Genomic DNA, 20,216 nt, shown 5'->3' on the forward strand with positions numbered 1-20,216 from the left:
CTCAGAAATGAAGCTGGCCTGACAGCAAGGACGGCATCAGCCGTTGTTTAAGGCAGGGCATAAAACAAGATCGCAAAGAAATGTGCCGTCGTCCCGGCCAGAACGAACAGATGCCATACGGCATGGTGATACGGGAAACCGCGCCATACATAAAAGATCGTGCCAATCGTATAGAAAATGCCGCCTACTACGAGCAGAGACAACCCGCCGCCGGCAAAATGAAGCGTCAGCGGACGCCAAGCGAATACAATTAGCCAGCCCATCAAAATATAAAACAATGTCGAAGTAACGAGAAAACGCTTCGTAAAAAACGACTTAAATGCAACGCCTGCCAGGGCGATCCCCCAAACAAGCCCGAACAGCGTCCAGCCAAGCGGGCTTCGAATGACACTGAACAGAATAGGCGTATAGGTGCCTGCAATAAATAAGTAAATCGAGCAATGATCGAAGATTTCGAATAAATCCTTCAGCTTCCCTTCCGGCAAACTGTGCATAAGCGTTGAAGTGGTGTAAAGCAGCAGCATTGTAGCGCCGAATATTGAGAAGCTGACCACATGCCAAGCTGTCCCATACAGGCTGGAATATACAACTAACAGCACAAGCGCAGCTACACTGAGCGCTGCCCCGACTCCATGGGTAATCACATTCGCAATCTCTTCTTTACGCGTATACGTATGTGTAACAGCCATATTTCACACTCCTTTGTCCCATTGTTGTCCATTATATCATAGCCGCACGGAGAGGTTTATTTTGTCCAATCACTTTGGATATGATATAATCGACCAGCCCTATATCATATTCCTGGGGAGGCGCCTATGCTAACCTTTCAACAAAAAATGGACGTGCTCGATGCTTTTGCTGAGCTGGAGCGTAAAACAGTATCGCTTGGCCGGGTCAATTATCACTTCGAGGGAAGTCTGCATGAGAAGAAAAACGTTGTCTATCATCTCCATCCGAACGGAAACGGCTTTGTCTATGTAGGACAATCAGCTGACTATCCGGCAGACGAGAAGGGACTTGTCAACATTCGGGATTTTGATGCCGAGCAATTACGGGCTGTTGTCGCCGCCTCCATTGCCCTGCTTTCAACTCCTCCGCCAGAAAAAGAACCGGCTGCCCCAAAACGCCGTAAAAAATCCGGAGCTGAATGCTGGGTCAGCTCGGACGGTCAACGTCTCGATTTGAAGTTCGAGGAGGATCTATGGTATCTCTATACGGGCCTCAATCTTGAAATGGCCTTTGAAACGTATGAAGAGGCCGAGCAGTATTTGCAGGAAGAAGGCTTCGTCAAACAGTGAAAAAAGGACTGCCAATTTACTGGCAGTCCTTTTGCCGCTCCGCCAGCCAGCTCTTAACAAGCCGTTTTGGCGCCATACGCAAATACGATTCGTGAATAAGCTCGGTTAGCTCAGTCCAATGCTCCTGCTCAGGATTTTGCCTCCTATTCAATAATTAACATCATTAATTAAAATTAGTTAATGCCATTAAATAACTTGAAATTAGGCTTATACTCTGAACGCAGCAAGCTATAGTAGGTCAAATCCTCATATTGCCCATCCTTGTATACATGTTCGCGAAAAATTCCTTCATGCCTCATTCCAATCTTCTCCATCACTTTGGAGGAGGCCGGATTTTTGATCATGGCCGCCGCAAACATTTTATTGAGCTTCAATTGTTCAAACACAAATGCGGCTACTCGCTCGGCCGCTTCCGTACAATAGCCTTGACCCCAGTAGCGCTTGCCAATCCAATAGCCCAGCTCGGCATGATGATGCTGCTTGTCGATACGCAAGCCGATGATGCCAAGCAGCCGTCCGCTCTCCTTAAGCCTGATCGTCCACGAATAACCGTCGCCTTGCGCCGCTGCTGCTTGACGGCGCCGAATGAAGGCGGATGACGCGCCGGCAGGATAAGGGTGAGGAATGGCTAACGTAGTCTCAGCGATCTCTTTATCCCCCGCTATTTGTTCGATCTCAGCCGCATCCCCAGCCTCTAGCAAACGCAACATAAGACGCTTCGAATACAATGTCATCCCCATACCAATTCCTCCCGTATTTCCGCCATATTTTCACACATCTTACAGGCGAGATTGGCTTTTGTCAACACAAAAGCGACCCCCAGCATAGACACCGCCGAGAATCGCTTCCGCTATTATCGTTTTTCAACAAACACTTTAAACGCCATTCCGTAATCTTCCTGGAACTTCAGCCCGTATTTCTCATTCAGTTTTGCTGCAAGCTGGTTAGCTTCCGCTTCATCCGTCAAGGAGCCAAGCTCAAGGTAAAATTGATCGCCGCTCTCCTTCAGCATACGCATGCCGCTCTCTTCGTACAGCCCTTCTTCCACAATGCCAATTTCCTCACCGTTCGTATACGTTTCAGTTCTCACCGAGTAGATCGTTATCTCTGCCGCCTCTTTATCTTCGGACAGTGTCAGGACGATATGCGCCGGATCGGCATATTCCTGCACTTCATATTTCACCGGTTTACGGAATTCCAGCACAAAGCGATAAGAGGAGTCATCCAGCGTAATAATCCGATATGCATCGGTTACCAAATCACTTTTTTTCAGCTCGTCAAAGCTTTGCTCATCAAGATAGCGGACACCGTTCACGGTAAAGGTCAGCGTATAAGGCTTCTCTTTGTAGGAAACTTGATAATTTGGCGCTACCGGCTGCTGAACAGCTTCCCCTTCACCGCTGCCGCTTTGCACGAAGCTGATGGCAATTTGCTCTTGATCCTTTTCTTTTTTCAGCACGACCGGCTGCATCTTGCTTCCGTCCGTAATTTCGCCGCCGCCAGCCTGTCCTTCGTTAAATTGCAATATTTTCACCAGCTTTCCTACTACCGGCCAATTCGCTGCCGCTGCAGCAAAGTCCGGAAGCGTATTAATCGCTGCAGTAAATAGAATGACAACCGCAGCCGCTCCAGCAATTCCCTTCAAGAACCATTTTCCAGATCGTTTATTCATTTGTTGCTCTCTCCCTTTATTGTCTTGCGAATGTTGATTTGCCCGTCCCATCGCCGCCCGAATAACAGCGTCCAGTTCAGCTGGGATTTCCGTTTTTTCATACTCCTGCCGCAGATCATTCAATCGATTATTCAAGTCCCTCAACCTCCTCCAAATCGATTTTCAGTTTTTGCAGTCCCCGATAAAGCCTTGACTTCACTGTACTGATTGGCACTTCCAAAATTTCTGCGACATCCTCTAGCGTCATATCCTCGAAATACTTTAATATAATCACCTTTTTATACTTTGGATCTAATCTCTCTAGTGCTTGCTTGACATCAAAAATCTCTTCGCGATTCGATTCTGACCCATCAACCATTGCATCAAGCACGTCATCCTCCATCGCTACAACCCGTTTCGACTTTCGCAGCGCATCATGGGCGCAATTAATGGCAATCCGAAATAACCAAGTTTTCAGAAATTGCGGATTTCGCAGCTTGCCGACTGAAATCATCGCTTTGTAAACCGTTTCCTGAACGATGTCCAATGCTTCCTCACGGTTTCTGACAAAGCTGAAGGCCAACCGGTACAGCTTTTCCTTGTTTTCTTCTATTAGCGTATATAGTTCGTGGCTCCCCTCCACGGAATGATTTGGGACACGCGCGCGCATATCGTCCTCTCCTTCCAATCAAAAGCTGCAATCGATTGTTGTGCAAATTAGACAAGTCAGCGATTCAGAAAGTTTCATTTTGTCGAAAAAAGAAATAAATTAATTTCAGCTTGTCCTCTATGCGAAATATCATACCGTTCGCTAAACGTGAAAAACCCCAGCAGCTCGCACTACTGGGGCACTTTACATCATTATCCTTTCAACTGCCTGCGAAGATCGGCATTCATGATATAGTTATATTTGGCAGCGTGCTTCTGCTCATCGGTAATAATCTCATAAAGCATATCCCGGTGATACCTCGACGGCAATCCGGCCCGAATATCGCGATACTTCTCCACAGCAGCCAACTCGCCAAAAAATGCTTGACGTATGCCCGCCATATATGAAGCTGGTTTCTCGAATGCAACATTTCCCGCGCCAGAAATCTCTTTGCCGGTTATATCCCGATAAATGCTGCGGAACATTTTATTATGCTTGCGCTCATCATCACGAATGCTTTCAATGATTTCCCTGTCTTCGGCAGAAGGAGCTACCGAAATCAAATAATCGTAAAACATTTCGTCATGCCGCTCGCCTGCCACGGCCTCCTGGATCAGCTTCAGCGCTTCTTCCAACGACTTGTACGATTCGGGTTCCATCCTTGTAAGTGGCTGAACTTGCTGCATTGGCCAGTATTGCGGAATAACAGGGTAATACCCGTACTGATAAAACAAACCGCTCCCTCCAGTGCACTTAATATACCATTAGTGTATTGCGGCAGCTGCCTATCGGTGCGTTGTCCGGTTCAGTTTGCTCTAGTCGTCATCCAGCAGCTCTGCAAGCATTCTGTCCTTGTTGTTCAAAAATTGCTTCATAATGATGTAATGATCCGTTTCCTCCAAGCTCCGTACCTCAACTCCATCTTCAGATATGTAATAAAGGATCGAATCGGGGTAAGCCATCAGAATCGGAGAATGTGTGGCAATAATAAATTGGCTCCTTTTTTGCACCAGCTGATGAATACGCGAGAGCATCGACATCTGACGAAAAGGAGACAGCGCCGCCTCGGGCTCGTCTAGTATGTACAGCCCCTGCCCGCTGAACCGATGCATAAACGCAGCAAAAAACGATTCACCATGCGACTGCTCATGGAGCGACATACCGCCATACGAATCGCGTATCGGTGGTCCGAAGGAAGGCTCGGAGTCAAGCTCGTCTATATGGGAGGCTAAATTATAATAGCTCTCCGCCCGGAAAAAGAATCCATCCCTAGGTCTGCGCGCTCCCCTTGCCAGACGAACATATTGATAAAGGCTTGAATGCGTCTCCATCGTCGAAAATGAAAAATTGAGCGTTCCGCCTTCCGGGTTAAATCCCCATGCTACTGCCATCGCTTCAATTAATGTTGATTTGCCGATGCCGTTATCGCCTACAATATAGGTCACCTTCGGATGGAAGTGCAAGGTGTCCAAATGCCGAATCGCCCCAATCCGAAATGGATATTCTTCCCCTGGTGGAAAAAGCTGCTTGTCCAGGCTCATCGAGCGCAAAAATGTATGATGCTCGATCATTTAATACGTCTCCCTCCCATCTTTTCCGATGTAGACCATTGTAGCATAAACTTTGCTTCCAAAGATGGATTAAACATTTCTTTCCTTCAATATCTCAGGTACAATAAAAATACGGTCCTTATTATTAGTTATTGAGGTGAATACATATGAAGCAACATCGACGCCGTTACGTGCTGGCAGGCCTGTCATTTGCTGTTACTGCCTCCCTGCTGGCTAGCTCGGTATCTGCTGCACCACCGGCAACTAGCCCATGGGATAATAAAGAAGACGGCATGACATGGGAACAATTTATGAGAAATAACATCATTGTGTACTTTGACAATTTAAATGTCAGTCTGCAGCATATGCAGCCGAAAGCGATCAACAATGTCGTCATGGTTCCCGGAGCTGCATTGCTTGAAGGGCTTGGTTATTCCATCCAGTGGGACGCCAAAGCCGGCAAGTTGAGTGCAAACCACCCCAATTCCGCCAAACCTTCCCAAACTTACTGGGCCAAACAGCATAAAGCTCAAATCGCCAATCAAGTGAAAACAGGTTTGCCTACAGCGCCATACATCGATCAGGATACATTGTGGATTCCTCTTCGGCTGGCTGCTGAGTCTGCAGGCCTTAAGGTGAAGTGGACGGCTGGCAGCAATACGGTCATCATTACTGACCCGCAAGCATTAACACGCATCTCCGTCGTTACTAGAGCGGATAACAATGTGGAGGCTCCCCCGGCAAAGCTGCAGGACTATATGCGGGAGCATTGGAAAGTGAACGCTTCCTTATCGCCGGTAAAGACGGATTATTACCGCGAGAAAACGAATATTTTGATCGCTGCCGGCGAGCCCGTCTCACTTATGCTGCTCCATCAGTCTCACCTGTTCAACCAAGAGCTGTTTGAGTCGATTGCGATTGACTTGGAAGAAAGTCTGCAAGCCTTTCCGCGTTTGAAAGCACTTGCAGCGAGCGGCGGGCGGACAATCAACGGACATGCATTTACGATTCCGCGGCCCGCGGACAAGCACGATGCTCCATTTTTGGCCCTGCGCCAAGACTGGCTGGATATTCTGGGGCTGGCACAGCCAAAAACGATGGATGAGCTTTACATAGTATTAGATCAATTCGTCCATAAAGATCCAGATGGCAATGGCAAGATGGATACGTATGGACTTGCCGGTTATAACGGTTCTGATGCCGTCGCTTGGATCGAGCAAGCTTTTACAGGCAGCCCGGAACGATTTGCGGTCCAGAATGGAAAAGTAACCGATCATGCAATCGGCATGCAGCAGCAACAAGCATTGGAGTGGCTGAACAAAGCGTATGCCAAAGGCTTGATCCATCCCGATTTTAACGAGTTGAGTGCAGATGAGATCAATCAATTAATCGCCAACAATCAAATCGGCATCGCAACGATGACCTTCGATAAGGCGGTGGAGCTATCTACTGAAGGCAAGACGCAATGGACACCGCTCGCCGGTTTCCGCGCTAATGGCGCCAGCCAAGAGATCGCACCTTGGCGAAATACCGGGGAAGACAGCTATTTCATTACTCGCCTCTCTCGGGTAAAGCCGGAGGAGCTGCTTAAATGGCTGGACCGCGGCATCGCGATGACAGAAGCTGGCGAATGGGACAACATTGCGGGCCTTGAAGAAGCAGACCGCTCCGCTATTCGCAATTTGTTCGGCCGTACCGACCTGTTGAAGGGCAATGCCGCACTGGACGCGCTGCCTGAGCAGAAGCGCCAAGGCTTTGAATCGGCAGTCAAGCAATGGCGGACCGTCGAGAACGATATCCAGCCTTTGCCGCAAGCGAATGCGCTGTGGAGCAGCGGCAAATATGCCAAACTTAACGAAGACCTGCATAATATGAAAGCAGATGTTATCCGCGGCAAAGCCACAATTGCCGACTGGACGGCCTTCATTTCCAAAATGACGGCTTCTAAAGAATACAAGGAAATGATGAAGGAGCTTAATGCACTGGCAAGCTTAAACAAATAATAATAGAAAAGGCCCCCGCCCCGGCTTTCTTCAGCTTTGCTTAAGAAAAGGGACAGGGGCCTTTTTCCTTTGGCACGTCCGGCAAAAAAAGAGCTCTCCCAAAGCTTGCAGCTTGTGAGAAAGCCCTTCGTCTTCGTTACTTTTCATCATCAAAAAGCTTGCGATATTGTCCATAGCCTTCCTGCTCAAGCTGATCCTTCGGGATAAAACGCAGCGCGGCGGAGTTAATGCAGTATCTTAAACCGGTCGGCTGCGGGCCGTCATGGAATACATGCCCGAGATGAGAATCCGCATCTCTGCTTCGCACCTCGGTGCGGATCATGCCATGGCTGAAATCGTCAACCTCAGCAATAGAGCCCTCCGCGAGCGGTTTCGAGAAGCTGGGCCAGCCGCAGCCGGAATCAAATTTATCCATTGATGTGAACAATGGCTCGCCGGAAACGATATCGACATATAGCCCTGCCTCCTCATGATCCCAAAATTCATTATGGAATGGCGGCTCAGTCGCATTATTTTGTGTCACTTCAAACTGGATTGGTGTAAGTTTGCTTTTCAGTTTCGCCTTATCCTTGTCCGTATTCCAGTGAGACTTGATGAAGGCATCGCGGCCAGAGCCTTTCCGGTACATTCGGTACCGCAGCGGATTTTTTTTATGATAATCCTGATGATATTCCTCGGCCGGATAAAACGTTGTCGCTGCTACTATCTCCGTAACGATTGGCGATTCAAACCGGCCGCTCTCCTCCAGCTCCCGCTTCGAGGCTTCGGCAATCTGCCGCTGCTCCTCTGTGTAATAAAAAATCGCCGTCCTGTAGGACTCTCCGCGATCATGGAACTGCCCGCCGGCATCGGTAGGATCAATTTGCCGCCAATAAATGGAGAGCAGCTTGTCATACGGCATCAATTCAGGATCATATGCAATCTGCACCGCCTCCGCATGACCGGTCGTCTCGGAACAGACCTCCTCATAGGTCGGATTAACAGTGGAGCCGCCTATGTAACCTGACGTAACCCGCAGAATGCCCGGCATTTCCTCGAACGGGGTAACCATACACCAGAAGCAGCCGCCGGCAAATGCAGCCAATGCCTGATTTTTATTATTTTGATTTTCGCTCATATGCTCTCGTCCTCCAAACACAAATTCAATTGATTTCTGTCCTATTCGGAGCATACCAATAACTGCCGCTGACGTCAAAGTGTTCTCTAGATTGCCGCTAAAAAAAGGCGAGCTTTGCGCCTCTGCACAAACCCGCCAGTCCTTCGCCTTCGTCAAACTTCTTGCCATTCTTCCAAAAACCGCAGCAGTAAAACAGCCGCTTCAGCTCTCGTCGCCGTTGCTTGCGGCGCCAGCATGTTGCCGCCTCTGCCATTGACAAGGCCGCTATTCACCGCTGCCGCTATTGCCGGACGAGCCCAGCCCCTAATCGCATCATCATCGGCAAACGGCGTATTTGCCGCTCCCGCTTGCTCCAGCCCGAATGCTCGGCTGAGCAGGACGATCATCTCCTGGCGCGTAATCGGGCTTCCCGGGCGGAAACTGCCATCGGCATAGCCTTTCACCAGTCCGCTTGCAGCCGCTGCCCCGACCGCCTCGCGGGCCCATCGGGCGATCAGCTCGCTATCGCGAAAAGGGAGCGCCCCTTTGGTTCCTTCAAGCTGGATCCCTCTGGCGAGCATGACGATAAATTGCTGGCGCGTTACCGCCTGCTCCGGATGGAAGGCGCCATCCGGATAACCGAAGACGATGCCTCGTCTGGCCGCGCGATAAATGGCCTCTGCGGCCCAGCAGCCGTCCAGATCGGAGAATACTATTGCTTCTCCGCCGTTATGAGGTTCTTTGGAGCTGTCCGGCGTTTCCGGGCTTCCAGTGCCATCCGGGCTCTCTGTAAACCCGCTGCCGCCTGGCTGCCCCGGATTGCCGGAATTGTCAGGATTGTCCGGATTCCCGGGATTGCCCGGATTACCCGGCTCCGCAGGCTCCTCGCTTCCATCCAGCTCCTGAATATGAATATCTGTAAAGTTGACGAGTGATTGCCAGACGATAAATGCAAGTGAAGTGCTGGTAAGTCCGTTATCCGTATAAGCGATTACCGGGGTCGCCATATTGCCGGCATAGATCCGAATTTCGCCATTTCGCACCTCTACGCGCATCGGCACCTCGCCAGCGACAGGATCTGCATTGGTATCCACTGCCTGCACCATTTCACCCGTTGTATACCGGTACAGGCTTAGTCCGCCGTTCGCACGCAAAAAGACGTAATAATCCCCAAGCACAAGGCCCGCCCAGTTGCCCCGATCACCGTTATAATCGACGTAATGCAGCTTAAAAGATGCGCTGAAATGATCCCAGGCCTTATCCTTCACTGCCATCATCGTCCTAAAGCCAAAACTCGCGGACCCAAAGCCGTTGTCGAGCTGCTCCCAGCTGCCGTGCTGTGCGATCCAGATTTGGCCTGCAGCATCGTATGCCTGCGCGACGCTAATGCCTGCAAGCGAAGCGCCGCCGGCAGACGATGTAAGCTTGATGCGCAGCGTGCCGTCCGTTACCTCGGCGATGTACGATTTGTCAAATGCCCGGAAGGCGCCACCGGCGGCCGCATAAATATCAAGCCCCTGCTCCACCTGTCCATCCTGCACGTAAATATCCATCAGCCGTCCGCCCGGCGCATCGAAATACGTTTCCGCAAAATGAAGCGTCACTTCATAATGCCCGGCAGGCATCCGATCGGCGCGATATTCGAGCACATTACCGTAACGCTGGCTTTGGTACAGCGCATCGTCATCGGTGCCGTCAATCGGCTGGCTCGTTGTTCCTGACCCGGTTCCGGCAGCGTCAACAAGACCCAGCCTTCCGGAGCTGTAAGGCACTTCGCCATAATATAGCGCGCCGCCCGATGTAATGTAATAACCTGCTCCGGCATTCAGCTTCATCTGGGGCAAGTCCTGGGCATATTGCAAAACAATCGCGCTCTCCACCGGCCCTGCCTCTTCGCCGTTCGCTCCCGCCAGCTCGAAGCGTACAAGATCGCCAGACTGCACGCGCAGCAGGAGCTCCGTCCTTCCCTCTCCAGCCGGCACGGCCAGCTCGCTGTGCTCCTGGCCATTGACTGTCACCTTGAAGACGGCGTGCCCCCTCTGCTCTGCCTCGGCAGCGATGCTTACTTGCACGCGCCCGCCGTATGGAGCCTGCCATTGGCGAACAGCCCGGTAGCCTGCGCTCGCCTCCATAGCCGAGGCGCTGATCGCTGCCTGAGCATTCCCCCATTTGCCGGCCGCCGCATCATAGGCTAACGGCGAATACGTATTCGCAGCCTCATTATACTGTTCATATTTCCAATGCCCGCTCCCTTGAACCGCGGAAAATGCCGCTGCTGCATCGTACACCAGGCCGGCATCGTATTGCTTGCTCAGCGTCCCGTTTTCCCATAGCGTAATTTTATCGACCCCTTTTACTGTTGCGCCTCGCGGGTCCAGATAAGTCATTGTGGCATCCTCATAGTAATCAACCCGTTTGCCGCTTGCAGGCTCCAGGGCGGAATAGGCCAGCACGCTGCCGTCCGCCTTGTAAGCCAGCCAGCCGTATTGAGGGATGGTAATGGACTGTGTCCCGGTGTCTACAGTAAGCTGCTCAGGTGCGCGGTTCACGTAAATGGCCAGCCCGTTGCTGTAGACGATGTTTACTTGGGTATAGCTGTCTTCAGTCACATCATCACAGTCGTACAGCTGCTCCAGCGTGAGCCAATTTCCGCCGTGCCGGTAATAGACATTGTTCACTTCAACATTTGCATAATGCTTTTGCAGCTGGCCGACAACCAGCAGTTCGGTCAGCATGTAGGCGTATGGCATATTGGGCAAATAACCGATATAGGCGCCATTGCCGTACATGATTTCCGTCGCCCGGTAATCGTCAAGCACCTCGGCAAACGACGGATGGAACGGGAAGGACTGGTCAGCCCCCCAGAGTGGGAACGGCGGATTTTCAAAAAAACGGGACGGAATGCCAGCTCCGTACATCATCGCATTCGTATGCATTTTCCGAAGCTTGTAGTCCGGCAGCAGTTGTTTGCGGTTATGCCCGTTGCTTAGGCCAAACTCGCCGAAATCATACCAATTCCCAAGCAAAAATTCCGCATTGGAGCTTTCCGAGCCGAACGGTCCCGGATTGATCGACTTGATCTGCTCGATAAGCGCCCGCTCCTTCTCGATCGCAGAGCGCATGCTTGTATCTTCGCTGCTGTAATCGATATAAGCTGGGGACATACCGCCGCTTGCCAACTGGTCGCTAAAGCTGGCATTCGGCGCAAAGTCGCGCTTCATATCCGTTTCTTGGCGCTGGGCCACAAGCTGCCACTGATTCGGGCGGATAAACCAGGCAGGATCGCCGTTTGCCTGCTTTGCCCGGCTGATTTGCCCTGCCAAATACGACGGCGATGCATCGCTCATCCAAACGTAATTCGTCCGCAGTCCGGCGAACCCGAGCTGTCTGGCAGTGTCGATGAATGTCCCGATCTCCTCAATTGTGCCGCCGCTCGGCAGCAGGCCAATCGCCGGGTTGTAGTTGTCCGGCAGCGTAGCGTCCCACCCTTTGGCTCCCCACGGCTGGTAGATCGTCAGCAGCTTCGTCTGCTCTCCGGCAAACAGCTGCAGCTGCTCAATGATCTGACGGGCATTGCGAATGTCGCCTGCCCAGATGTCCAGATACACTTTATCGGCAAGCTGTGCCATATACGGGCTCGGATTGGCAGCCGGAGAAGGGATCGCATCCCACAGCGACTGCGCTGCGGTAAAGGTAAGCGTCTCGTTCAAAGCCGCATAGACGCCATTCCCATTCGGCGCATACCGTACGGGCGGCGCGAGGTCGATCGGCCCGTTACCTGACGGCTGGCGCTGCGAATCGACCACATCCACCTGTCCAGGATCGCCATAACGATAGTCGGTGCCATTGCCCTCGCTTACCGACCAGTCGGCAAAGACAAAAAACTTGCCGCCCTTATGAAATACCGGCTGCGCATACCAGTTTTGACCGGCATACAGCTCGGCATAGCGCGTAATGTTTTGCTGCTTCCAGCCGCCAAAGCCTTCGGCGAAGCCCGGTACGGCCCCGATCACCTTCGGATGGCTAGAAGTAATCGTCCACGACAGCCGCCCGTTCGCCACCTTATACTTGACCGTGTAAGGCACCTGCTCACCTGCGACAGCCAGCTCATAATGTGCAGCAATTGCATCTTCAGCCCCATCCGCTTCCCAGCCTGCCAGCACCGCTGTTCCATCGGACGGAATATACGCTCCGCTGTCCGTCGTGACGATCGGGCCCATCCCTGCAAACGGGCTGAAGCGCTGCTCGCCGCCCTTCCATTCCACCCGAATCGGACTGGACGCCTCATCCGTAAGCACATACTTTACGTCGCCTTGCTGCCATGCGTGAAGCTCTGTTGATACTGTTGACAGTCCTGCTGCAGCGGCCTCCCCGGGCAAACTCCATATCGCTGCCCACAGCAGTATGATAAGGCCGCCATACCAGCCTGTTTGCATTTTTTTGCGCTTCAACATATTGCACGCCTCCTGCCATTTATCCTTTCACACTCCCTAACACGATGCCTTTTACAAAATACTTTTGCAAAAACGGATAGACAAGCAGAACCGGAAACGCCGCCAAAAAGATTTGCGCTGCCTTTGTCGTGCGGTCCGATATTTCGGCAAGCATTTTCGCATCCTCAAACGTCATCGAGGATAAATCCTGCATAATGACAACGGTCTGCAAGTAGCTTTGCAGCGGATACTGCTCGGGCCGATTCATTAATATGAGCCCGTCAAACCAGGAATTCCAATGTCCGACGATCGTGAACAGCAGTATAGTTGCAAGCGCAGGCAGCGACAGCGGAACGAAAATGCGGAACAAAATATGCAGGTGGCCTGCGCCGTCCATAAAGGCTGCCTCCTCCAGCTCCTTGGGCAGACCGCGAAAGAAGTTCAGCAGCAGAATGACATTGAACACCGGAACCGCGCCAGGAAGCACAAGCGCCCAAATGCTGTCAAGCAGGCCGACCTCCTTTATGGTGAAATACCAAGGAATAATGCCGCCGGAAAACAAAATCGTCAGGACAAAAAACCACACGTACACCGTCCGCATCCTGAATGTCTCCGCTTCCTTGGACAGCGGATAGGCAATCGTAATGACGAGCAGCATATTGAGCAGGCTCCCTAACACGACCCGCTGCAGCGTGACGAGAAATGAACCGACAAACAACGGCTTTTGCAGGACAAAGGCATACGACTTCAGCGTAAAATCCATCGGCCATAGCGTTACTGCGCCGGCAGACGCCATGGAGCTGGAGCTGAACGACAGCGCCAGCACATGGAGAATCGGAAACAGACAGCTTAAGGCGAGGAGAATGAGAAAGCTGTAGTTGCCGATTACAAACATCGTCCTGCCCCAAGTTTTTTGTTCAATCATATAAGTCCTTCCCTTCCAGTAGAAAAACAGTAAACGCCGCCCTGCTTAAAAAATGCGGTAATTCGCCAGCCGATAGGCCAGATAATACGAGACCGAAATAAAAATAAGGGATACTGCCGATTTGAACAGTCCGACCGCAGCAGCTGGCCCATACTGGTAATCAATCAAGCCGAGCCGGTACGTAAAGGTATCAATAATATCACCTGTTTCATAGACGAGCGGGCTGTAGAGTACAAAAATCTGTTCGAAGCCTGCGTTCAATACATTCCCCACGCTCAGCGTCGCCAGCAAAATAATAATGGGCGAGATGCCTGGCAGCGTAATATGCCAGCTTTGCCGCCAGCGGCTTGCCCCATCGACGACGGCTGCCTCGTATAACGCCGGATTGATGCCCGTAAGCGCCGCCAAATATATGATCGTGCTGAAGCCGAATTCCTTCCAGACATCCGACAAAACAGCGACAAAAGGAAACCAGTCAGGGCTGCCCAGAAAAAAGATCGGCTTGATGCCGAAAAGGCCAAGCAACTGGTTTACGATGCCCTCCGAAGGAGATAAAATATCGATCAGAATGCCGCCGAGAATAATCCATGACAGAAAGTGCGGCAAATAAATGACGGTCTGAATGCCGCGCTTGATCGCCATATTGCGCACTTCGTTTAAAAGCAGCGCCGTAATTAGCGGTGCTATCATGCCCGCTGCCATTTTCATGACTGCGATTGTTACCGTGTTGCGTACGACCTGCGCAATGTCGGTCATTTCAAACAAAAAGCGAAAATTATCCCACCCGTTCCAAGAGGAACGCCAAATGCCGTCTGCCAAATTAAAATCCTTGAATGCAATCGTTACGCCCACCATCGGGCCATAGCTGAATAACAGCACCAGTACAACTCCAGGGGCCAGCAGCAAATGTAACGGCCATTGTTTGACGATTGATCTGCCTCTCACCTTCAGCCCTCCACATAAACCCGGATGTTGGCGAAGCGAAGTATGCTGCGCGCACACCCCGCCTTCTGCCTAGTTGCCTTTGCTTTCGTACCAAGCGTTAATTTCATTCGTGATGGCATCGCCGCCCATCGCTTTCCACTTCTTTACATAAGCATCAAATTCATTGATCGGGGCGCGCCCGGTAATCATTTTCGTGAACGTTTCCGTCGTCAGCTTGCTGAGGGCACTGCCTTTGGATTGCATCGAAGACGTTGGAGATCCGTAAAACTCGTTGAACTGGAAGCTATCGTTCACGACGTATTGGTCAATCGCCGCATAGGAGCTTTCCGGCCCGAACACCTTGGCCATGGCCCAGTTGTTATCTTTCACATTGCCATTTTGCACCTCGGAAATATGCTTCATAATGCCTTCCTGCTCCGGATTCAGCTTGGACTGGTCGCCGGTTGACAGCGCTTCCCTGACAGCCAGGAAATTATCGTAGTTTTTGGACCCCGGGAATGGGCGGAATACAGACAGCTTCCAGGCGACCGGATCTTCAGCCAACTTAGCGTCCGGCTTGGCGCCGAACTGCGATTCAACGAAGAAATTGAGCAACTTCATGGCTGCTTCGGGGTTTTTCGCCTTTTGGTTGACGACATAGTAGCCCGTATTAGTCACCCGCGAGCGGAGCACGTCGGCGATGCCGCCGCCCAGCTTGTAGACCGGGTAAGCCTTCCATTGCATTTCCGCATTTTGCTCGATGCCCGGCTGCAATTGGAAGGTGTTGGCCATCGTGCCGAAAAACATGCCGTTTTTGCCTGCTACCGCCGCTTCCGATGCTTTCCACAAATCTTTGACGCCAAATTCCTGGTCGATGACGCCTTCTTTGTACAAAGCCTGCAGCTCCGCAAGCGCCGCCTTCACTTCCGGCTGAATATTGCCCGGCACCAGCTTGCCGTCCGCGCCTTTATACCATGCATCCGGATAAGCGCCATAGCCATAGAAAAAACCTTCCGCCCCGGCATAGCCGGCAAAAATATCTTTCGTCAGCGCCAGCCCGAACGTGTCATCCTTCTGGTTGCCATCCGGATCATCATGGGTGAATGCCTTGGCGATGCGAATGACATCCTCCATCGATTGCGGCTCCGGCAGGTGAAGCTTGTTCAGCCAATCGGTACGCACCCACAGCACGACAGCGCCGTCCAGATAGGATTGCGTCTCCGGAATCCCATACAGCTTGCCGTCGAACATGCCGCTTTGCAGGTTATGGCCGCCATCGACCGTTAGAAACGTCTTTACAGATGGCAGTACATACTGCTCATATACCTCGCTCAGGTCTGCAAGCTTGCCTGCTTTATACAGCAGCTGCAGCTGATTGGCATTGACATGCATAATATCGGGCAGATCACCGGAGGTAATGGCCAGATTCATTTTTTGCTCACGCTGCGACTGGTCCACGACCCACAGGTTTTTCATCTTGATGCCCAGCTTTTCCTCATAAGCACGATAGTAAGGATTGTTGTCGAACGAATCGTCATTTTCAAAATTCATCGTCGGATCGGAAATAATGACGGTGCTCACCTCGATCGGCGGGTCATACTTTGCCATCGGATCACTTATTGGCTCCGGCTTGCTTTCGCCTGTATTTCCGTTTTGCCCGTTCGCTCCGTTTGCGGCGCCTTCATCGGTGTTTGTGCTGCCGTTTTCCGTACTGCCTTTGTTTGTGCCAGCAGAGCTGCATGCGCTCGCAAAAACGAGCGTTGCGATCATTGCAGCTCCTATTATTTGCCTGAACGTTCTTGTTGCCTTGCTCATGTTCATTCCCCCTGTATTCAATTGCATTCCGCCTGCTCCTTGCCGCCTTGCCTCCTCGACTGCTGCATGTCGGGCCAGCCTCACCTCCTTCGCGGCCTTCATCAGCTAGTTATTGTTTTGAAAGGTACTCCATTGCTCAAGCTGTATCGCCACCGCGATACCTTCGCCCACTTGAACATACAGCTGCAGCGTTGCTGCGCCGTCCTGCGGTCGTGGCAACTGATATGCCATCCAGGAAATGCCGCTCCATATTTCATCTGTAAAAATCGGCTCAAGCTTCAGGGTGCTACCTCCCTGCTCGCCTGACACCCCGGCTTTAAGCTGCAAGGTCACGTGGTCAGGCTTTCCTGTCGTAATCCGAAGCGGCCTGCCGGCTGCATCCCGATATTTGGCGATTAAATAACTGCCCTCTGACAACTGAAGCTCGATCGCCATCCCATTTGCTGCACTGCCAGACGTGAACGGAAGCAGCAGCTTGGCATGCGGTCCGTACCTCTTCTCCAAACCATGCACCTCAGCTTCGCCTGCCTCTCTCTCGCAAGTCCAGCTGAACATCGCCACTTCAAACGGCGGTAGCTCGATCGGAGCCAAGGCCGTTTGCCAAGTGGACGGCACTTGCCAGCTTTCCCCGCCATATACTTGCGAAATGGAAATCTGCGCCGCTTCAACGCCGCACCATTGCGCCAGCTCGGCCTCAACTGTGATGCTGCTCACCTCCGGGAAAGGATTAAAGATTGTGATGAAGCCTTCCTTGCGATTGCCGTTTACATACCCATACAGCTGCTCCTTCAGCGGGCTGCCGAGCACCATCGCTGTCGTGTAGCCCGCTTCCTCCGCCCGATCGGCGAGCAACCACGCTTGCCGCAAAAAAATGTAATCGTTTTCATCTAACGAAGTTAAGTCGCCATACAAATGCTTTTTGCGGTTCCCTCGGGAAAAGGACAGCACCCAATCATTGCGCCAGCCTTCCTTGCCAATCCGATAAATCGTACCGGTATTGCCGATCATAATGCCATGGTCGTCGATAGCGGAGTACGGCACCCAGGCATCAGTGAACTGTTTGATCATCGCATCGGTATAGCTATGGATCGAGTCGCGCAAACGCAGCGCCGGCAGCTCCGACGGACGGGGATCACCGCAATAAATATAATCGACATACAACGTCCACCATGGGGAAACGGCATACCCTTCCTTGGAGCTATCTACATCCTTAATCCACGTGTAATCGGCCGTAAACCCGTTATATGCGAGCACGACGAATTCCGGTTCAGCATCGCGCACCTCCGCCAGCAGCTCCAGAAAACGCCTGATAAGCTGCGGCCTTGACTGCTCACCCGGCAAATGGGCATGGCCCGGCTGCGCACATTCAAACTGGGCAAAGTCAAACTTGGCCAGCTTAAGGCCATGATGCCGGATATGATGCAACAGGCCGTCGCGGAGCAGCTCCCAATAGCCATCATCGCCCAGGCAAAGCGCTGCCTCTGTATGGTCGATGCGTGCGTCTTCCATCCCCTGCATACCCAGAAACTTGCTGTTTACATCAAACCAAAGCCCCAGCTTGATGCCAAGCTCCTCCATTTTTGCCTTCACTTTGGCCGGTCCTCCTGGCCAATGCGAGCGCTTGAAGCTTTTATAGCCTCCATTGGGCTCGAACCAGAACGCGTCGATCAAATAATAGTCGAAGGCAATGCCCGTCTGCTCTTTCATCCACTGAAGATGCGCCAGCATATCAAGTGTCATCGCTTCAGTCAGTTCGATGGCATCGGAAAGCTCATCATGCAGCCCCCAATCACAATAAATGGAAATCGGCTGCTGCTTGCGCAGACCATATGCGGCGACATAGCGTTGAAATGCCTCTCCAAGCCCTTTGCCTGCATTGATGCCGCAAACCAACGGATATGCTTCCCACCGGCTATTTCCCTGTACAAGCTTGTTGACCCGAAAGCGGAACGTGCACCCGCCTGGCACTGCTCCGCTTTCGGCAGCCGGAAATGCCATCCCGGCAAACCAGCTGTCGCCTAACCGGACCGGCTGCCCTTCGCCAGCTTGCACGATAGGACCTGCATAGTTATAAAAGGCATACGTTAACTCCCTTATGAAAAGGGGCTGCTGAAGCGGTGTTATAGCTGCTGTCTTGCGAATAAAGCCGCCTGCAAGCACCTCGTAGCGGATGACCGCCTGAAACAGCCTGCTGTGCTCCTCCAGATGCAGCTCAAAGCTGTTCGATTCCCATTTGAACCCCCGCAGGCCGCAGTCTGAAGCGCAATATTGCCTGCTGTCTTCTTCTCCCTCGCCTGTCACGAGTACAAATTGCTCCCCCCCATCCAGTACTAGCGGGCTTGCTCCGTCCGCTGTGGCTGCTGTTACGGCATATACGCCACCTGCTTCTTCCACGGCGAGCTGCAGCAGTGCATCGGCAGGCCGAATTATTCGTTTTGTTTGTTGATTGTTCATGGCGCCTCCTGTTAATTCCATTTCATTAAGTCTTGCGCCTTATTCTGGCTCCGCAAGAATCTCTAATGACGAGCTTGGGCGGAAATTCGACCCGGATCGGTATCTTGCGTTTTGAAGCTACGCGATCCACCAGCACCTTCACTGCCATCTTGCCGATCTCCTCCTTGTGGATGCGAACCGTCGAGAGCGGCACACTGGCAAATGCCGCCATCTTAATATCGTCATGCCCGATTACCGCCACATCATGCGGAATGCGGTAGCCTGCTTCAACGATTGCGCGCATGCAGCCGATTGCCATCTCATCGTTGGCCGCGAAGATAGCCTCCGGCGGTGCAAAGCGGGCGACTTTTTCTTTGGTTACCTGGTATGCCGTTTCCATCACGAAGCCGGCATCGATAACCCAGTCCGCACTGGGTTCAAGCCCATGCTCGGCAAGGCATCGGCGATAGGCTTGAAAGCGGCCGTCTGTCTGCTTGCCCAGGTAGCCGATCCTTCGGTAGCCGGTATCGATCAGATGGGTAAGCGCCAGTTGGCCGGATTGCTCGATACTGGTCCCTACAAAATCCATTGCCGGATCAATCGGCATTTCCAGGCAAACCCCATAAGCAGCAAGCTGACTTAGCTCCTTGTAAAAGGATTTCTCAATATCCCCAAGGTAGATCATGCCGTCAACCCGTTCAGCCTGAATTTGCTGCCGCAAGTAACGCTTCTGGTTCAGCTCCTCGACAGTAACAGTAAACCCAAGCCGGCATCCCTGGCGGTGAATCTCTTCTTCTATTCCTTGCAAAATGGGTGAAAAGTACGGGTGTCCGATCTTCTCATAGCTTGAAAATGTCACATAGCCGATCGAGATCGCTTTCGCGCCGGCCTGCTTCATCGTCTTGCGTGCGAGTGACCGGGCCGTATTATCCGGCACGTAGCCGTGCTGATGGATGGCCTCCCAAATTTTATTTCGTGTTTCTACAGGAATCGACAACGTCTTGTCATCATTTAGTACCCGGGAGACTAATGTTTTGGATACTTCCGCATGTTTGGCAATATCTGCCATCGTTACTCTCATCTCTTCCTCCGCTTCTTCTGCTGGCTTGACCGCAATGCCGGCAGTTTACCACTTTTGTTTACTACCGTTTACCATACGGCCCGCTTGCTTTATACCGTCATTATAAGTTTTAATGACGTTAAAAATAAATGATATTTTAGTGAATCGGTTCACTTCATATCCCGCGGGCAGGCGATGTAGGCAAAAAAAGCGGCCTCTCCATTCAGCCATGAAAGCTGAACAAAGCGGCCGCTTGCTAGCATGCTTCGCCTGACTAAGCCTTGCGGATTAGACCGCAAGCTTTACTGAAACCGATAAACCTTCCATTTTTTATCAGACTTGTCCTTTACAAAAATATAGTCGCCTGTTCCCACTGATT

General features: G+C 51.9%; 16 protein-coding genes. 2 read left to right on the forward strand and 14 right to left on the reverse strand.

Going from position 1 to position 20,216, the window contains the following annotated elements; genetic code table 11:
- Nucleotides 1–47: 47 nt before the first annotated feature.
- Nucleotides 48–689 carry a PAQR family membrane homeostasis protein TrhA gene (trhA, locus tag ACFQ0N_RS16080; RefSeq protein WP_379327838.1) on the reverse strand — a complete coding sequence of 214 codons (642 nt, stop codon included), beginning with the start codon at nt 687–689 and terminating at the stop codon, nt 48–50.
- A 126-nt stretch (nt 690–815) separates the two neighbouring features.
- Here trhA and ACFQ0N_RS16085 point away from each other — a divergent pair, with 126 nt between their 5' ends.
- Nucleotides 816–1,298, forward strand: a complete 483-nt coding sequence (locus ACFQ0N_RS16085; RefSeq protein WP_379327840.1) for a hypothetical protein — start codon at nt 816–818, stop codon at nt 1,296–1,298.
- A gap of 16 nt (nt 1,299–1,314) precedes the next feature.
- Here the strand turns inward: ACFQ0N_RS16085 and ACFQ0N_RS16090 are convergent, their stop codons facing one another.
- The 6 genes from ACFQ0N_RS16090 to ACFQ0N_RS16115 all read right to left on the reverse strand — a co-directional run bounded on the left by ACFQ0N_RS16090 (nt 1,315) and on the right by ACFQ0N_RS16115 (nt 5,169).
- The gene (locus ACFQ0N_RS16090; protein WP_379327842.1) at nt 1,315–1,449 is read right to left on the reverse strand and encodes a hypothetical protein; all 135 of its coding nucleotides are present in this window, start codon (nt 1,447–1,449) and stop codon (nt 1,315–1,317) included.
- A 22-nt stretch (nt 1,450–1,471) separates the two neighbouring features.
- Nucleotides 1,472–2,038 carry a GNAT family N-acetyltransferase gene (locus tag ACFQ0N_RS16095; RefSeq protein WP_379327844.1) on the reverse strand — a complete coding sequence of 189 codons (567 nt, stop codon included), beginning with the start codon at nt 2,036–2,038 and terminating at the stop codon, nt 1,472–1,474.
- A 113-nt stretch (nt 2,039–2,151) separates the two neighbouring features.
- Nucleotides 2,152–3,105, reverse strand: coding sequence for a DUF4179 domain-containing protein (locus ACFQ0N_RS16100; RefSeq protein WP_379327846.1), 954 nt, complete (start codon nt 3,103–3,105; stop codon nt 2,152–2,154).
- On the reverse strand, nt 3,098–3,619 hold the full coding sequence (locus ACFQ0N_RS16105; protein WP_379327848.1) for a sigma-70 family RNA polymerase sigma factor: 522 nt from the start codon (nt 3,617–3,619) through the stop codon (nt 3,098–3,100). The genes ACFQ0N_RS16100 and ACFQ0N_RS16105 overlap by 8 nt, the downstream gene beginning before the upstream one ends.
- Before the next feature lie 191 nt (nt 3,620–3,810).
- Entirely contained in the window at nt 3,811–4,332 is a 522-nt protein-coding gene (locus tag ACFQ0N_RS16110) for a ferritin family protein (RefSeq protein ID WP_379327850.1), read from the reverse strand.
- An 81-nt stretch (nt 4,333–4,413) separates the two neighbouring features.
- On the reverse strand, nt 4,414–5,169 hold the full coding sequence (locus ACFQ0N_RS16115) for an AAA family ATPase (RefSeq protein ID WP_379327852.1): 756 nt from the start codon (nt 5,167–5,169) through the stop codon (nt 4,414–4,416).
- Nucleotides 5,170–5,315: 146 nt separating this feature from the next.
- On the opposite strand from ACFQ0N_RS16115, the gene ACFQ0N_RS16120 reads away from it, so the two are divergent.
- Entirely contained in the window at nt 5,316–7,151 is a 1,836-nt protein-coding gene (locus ACFQ0N_RS16120; RefSeq protein ID WP_379327854.1) for a stalk domain-containing protein, read from the forward strand.
- 136 nt (nt 7,152–7,287) lie between these two features.
- Here ACFQ0N_RS16120 and msrB read toward each other — a convergent pair whose 3' ends face one another.
- The 7 genes from msrB to ACFQ0N_RS16155 form a co-directional block, all read right to left on the reverse strand.
- The gene (gene msrB, locus ACFQ0N_RS16125) at nt 7,288–8,268 is read right to left on the reverse strand and encodes a peptide-methionine (R)-S-oxide reductase MsrB (protein WP_379327856.1); all 981 of its coding nucleotides are present in this window, start codon (nt 8,266–8,268) and stop codon (nt 7,288–7,290) included.
- Nucleotides 8,269–8,420: 152 nt separating this feature from the next.
- On the reverse strand, nt 8,421–12,701 hold the full coding sequence (locus ACFQ0N_RS16130) for an S-layer homology domain-containing protein (protein WP_379327858.1): 4,281 nt from the start codon (nt 12,699–12,701) through the stop codon (nt 8,421–8,423).
- 19 nt (nt 12,702–12,720) lie between these two features.
- The gene (locus ACFQ0N_RS16135; RefSeq protein WP_379327860.1) at nt 12,721–13,605 is read right to left on the reverse strand and encodes a carbohydrate ABC transporter permease; all 885 of its coding nucleotides are present in this window, start codon (nt 13,603–13,605) and stop codon (nt 12,721–12,723) included.
- 45 nt (nt 13,606–13,650) lie between these two features.
- Complete coding sequence (locus tag ACFQ0N_RS16140) at nt 13,651–14,550, reverse strand: ABC transporter permease (protein WP_379327862.1); 900 nt, start codon at nt 14,548–14,550, stop codon at nt 13,651–13,653.
- A gap of 69 nt (nt 14,551–14,619) precedes the next feature.
- The gene (locus ACFQ0N_RS16145; RefSeq protein ID WP_379327864.1) at nt 14,620–16,344 is read right to left on the reverse strand and encodes an extracellular solute-binding protein; all 1,725 of its coding nucleotides are present in this window, start codon (nt 16,342–16,344) and stop codon (nt 14,620–14,622) included.
- Nucleotides 16,345–16,449: 105 nt separating this feature from the next.
- Nucleotides 16,450–18,798, reverse strand: a complete 2,349-nt coding sequence (locus ACFQ0N_RS16150; RefSeq protein ID WP_379327866.1) for an alpha-galactosidase — start codon at nt 18,796–18,798, stop codon at nt 16,450–16,452.
- 25 nt (nt 18,799–18,823) lie between these two features.
- A complete protein-coding gene (locus ACFQ0N_RS16155) occupies nt 18,824–19,858 on the reverse strand; it encodes a LacI family DNA-binding transcriptional regulator (RefSeq protein WP_379327868.1) in 1,035 nt (344 codons plus the stop codon).
- Between the last annotated feature and the right edge of the window lie 358 nt (nt 19,859–20,216).

Source organism: Paenibacillus sp. GCM10027626 (assembly GCF_042676285.1).
In the GTDB taxonomy this organism is placed as follows: Bacteria; Bacillota; Bacilli; order Paenibacillales; family Paenibacillaceae; genus Paenibacillus_Z.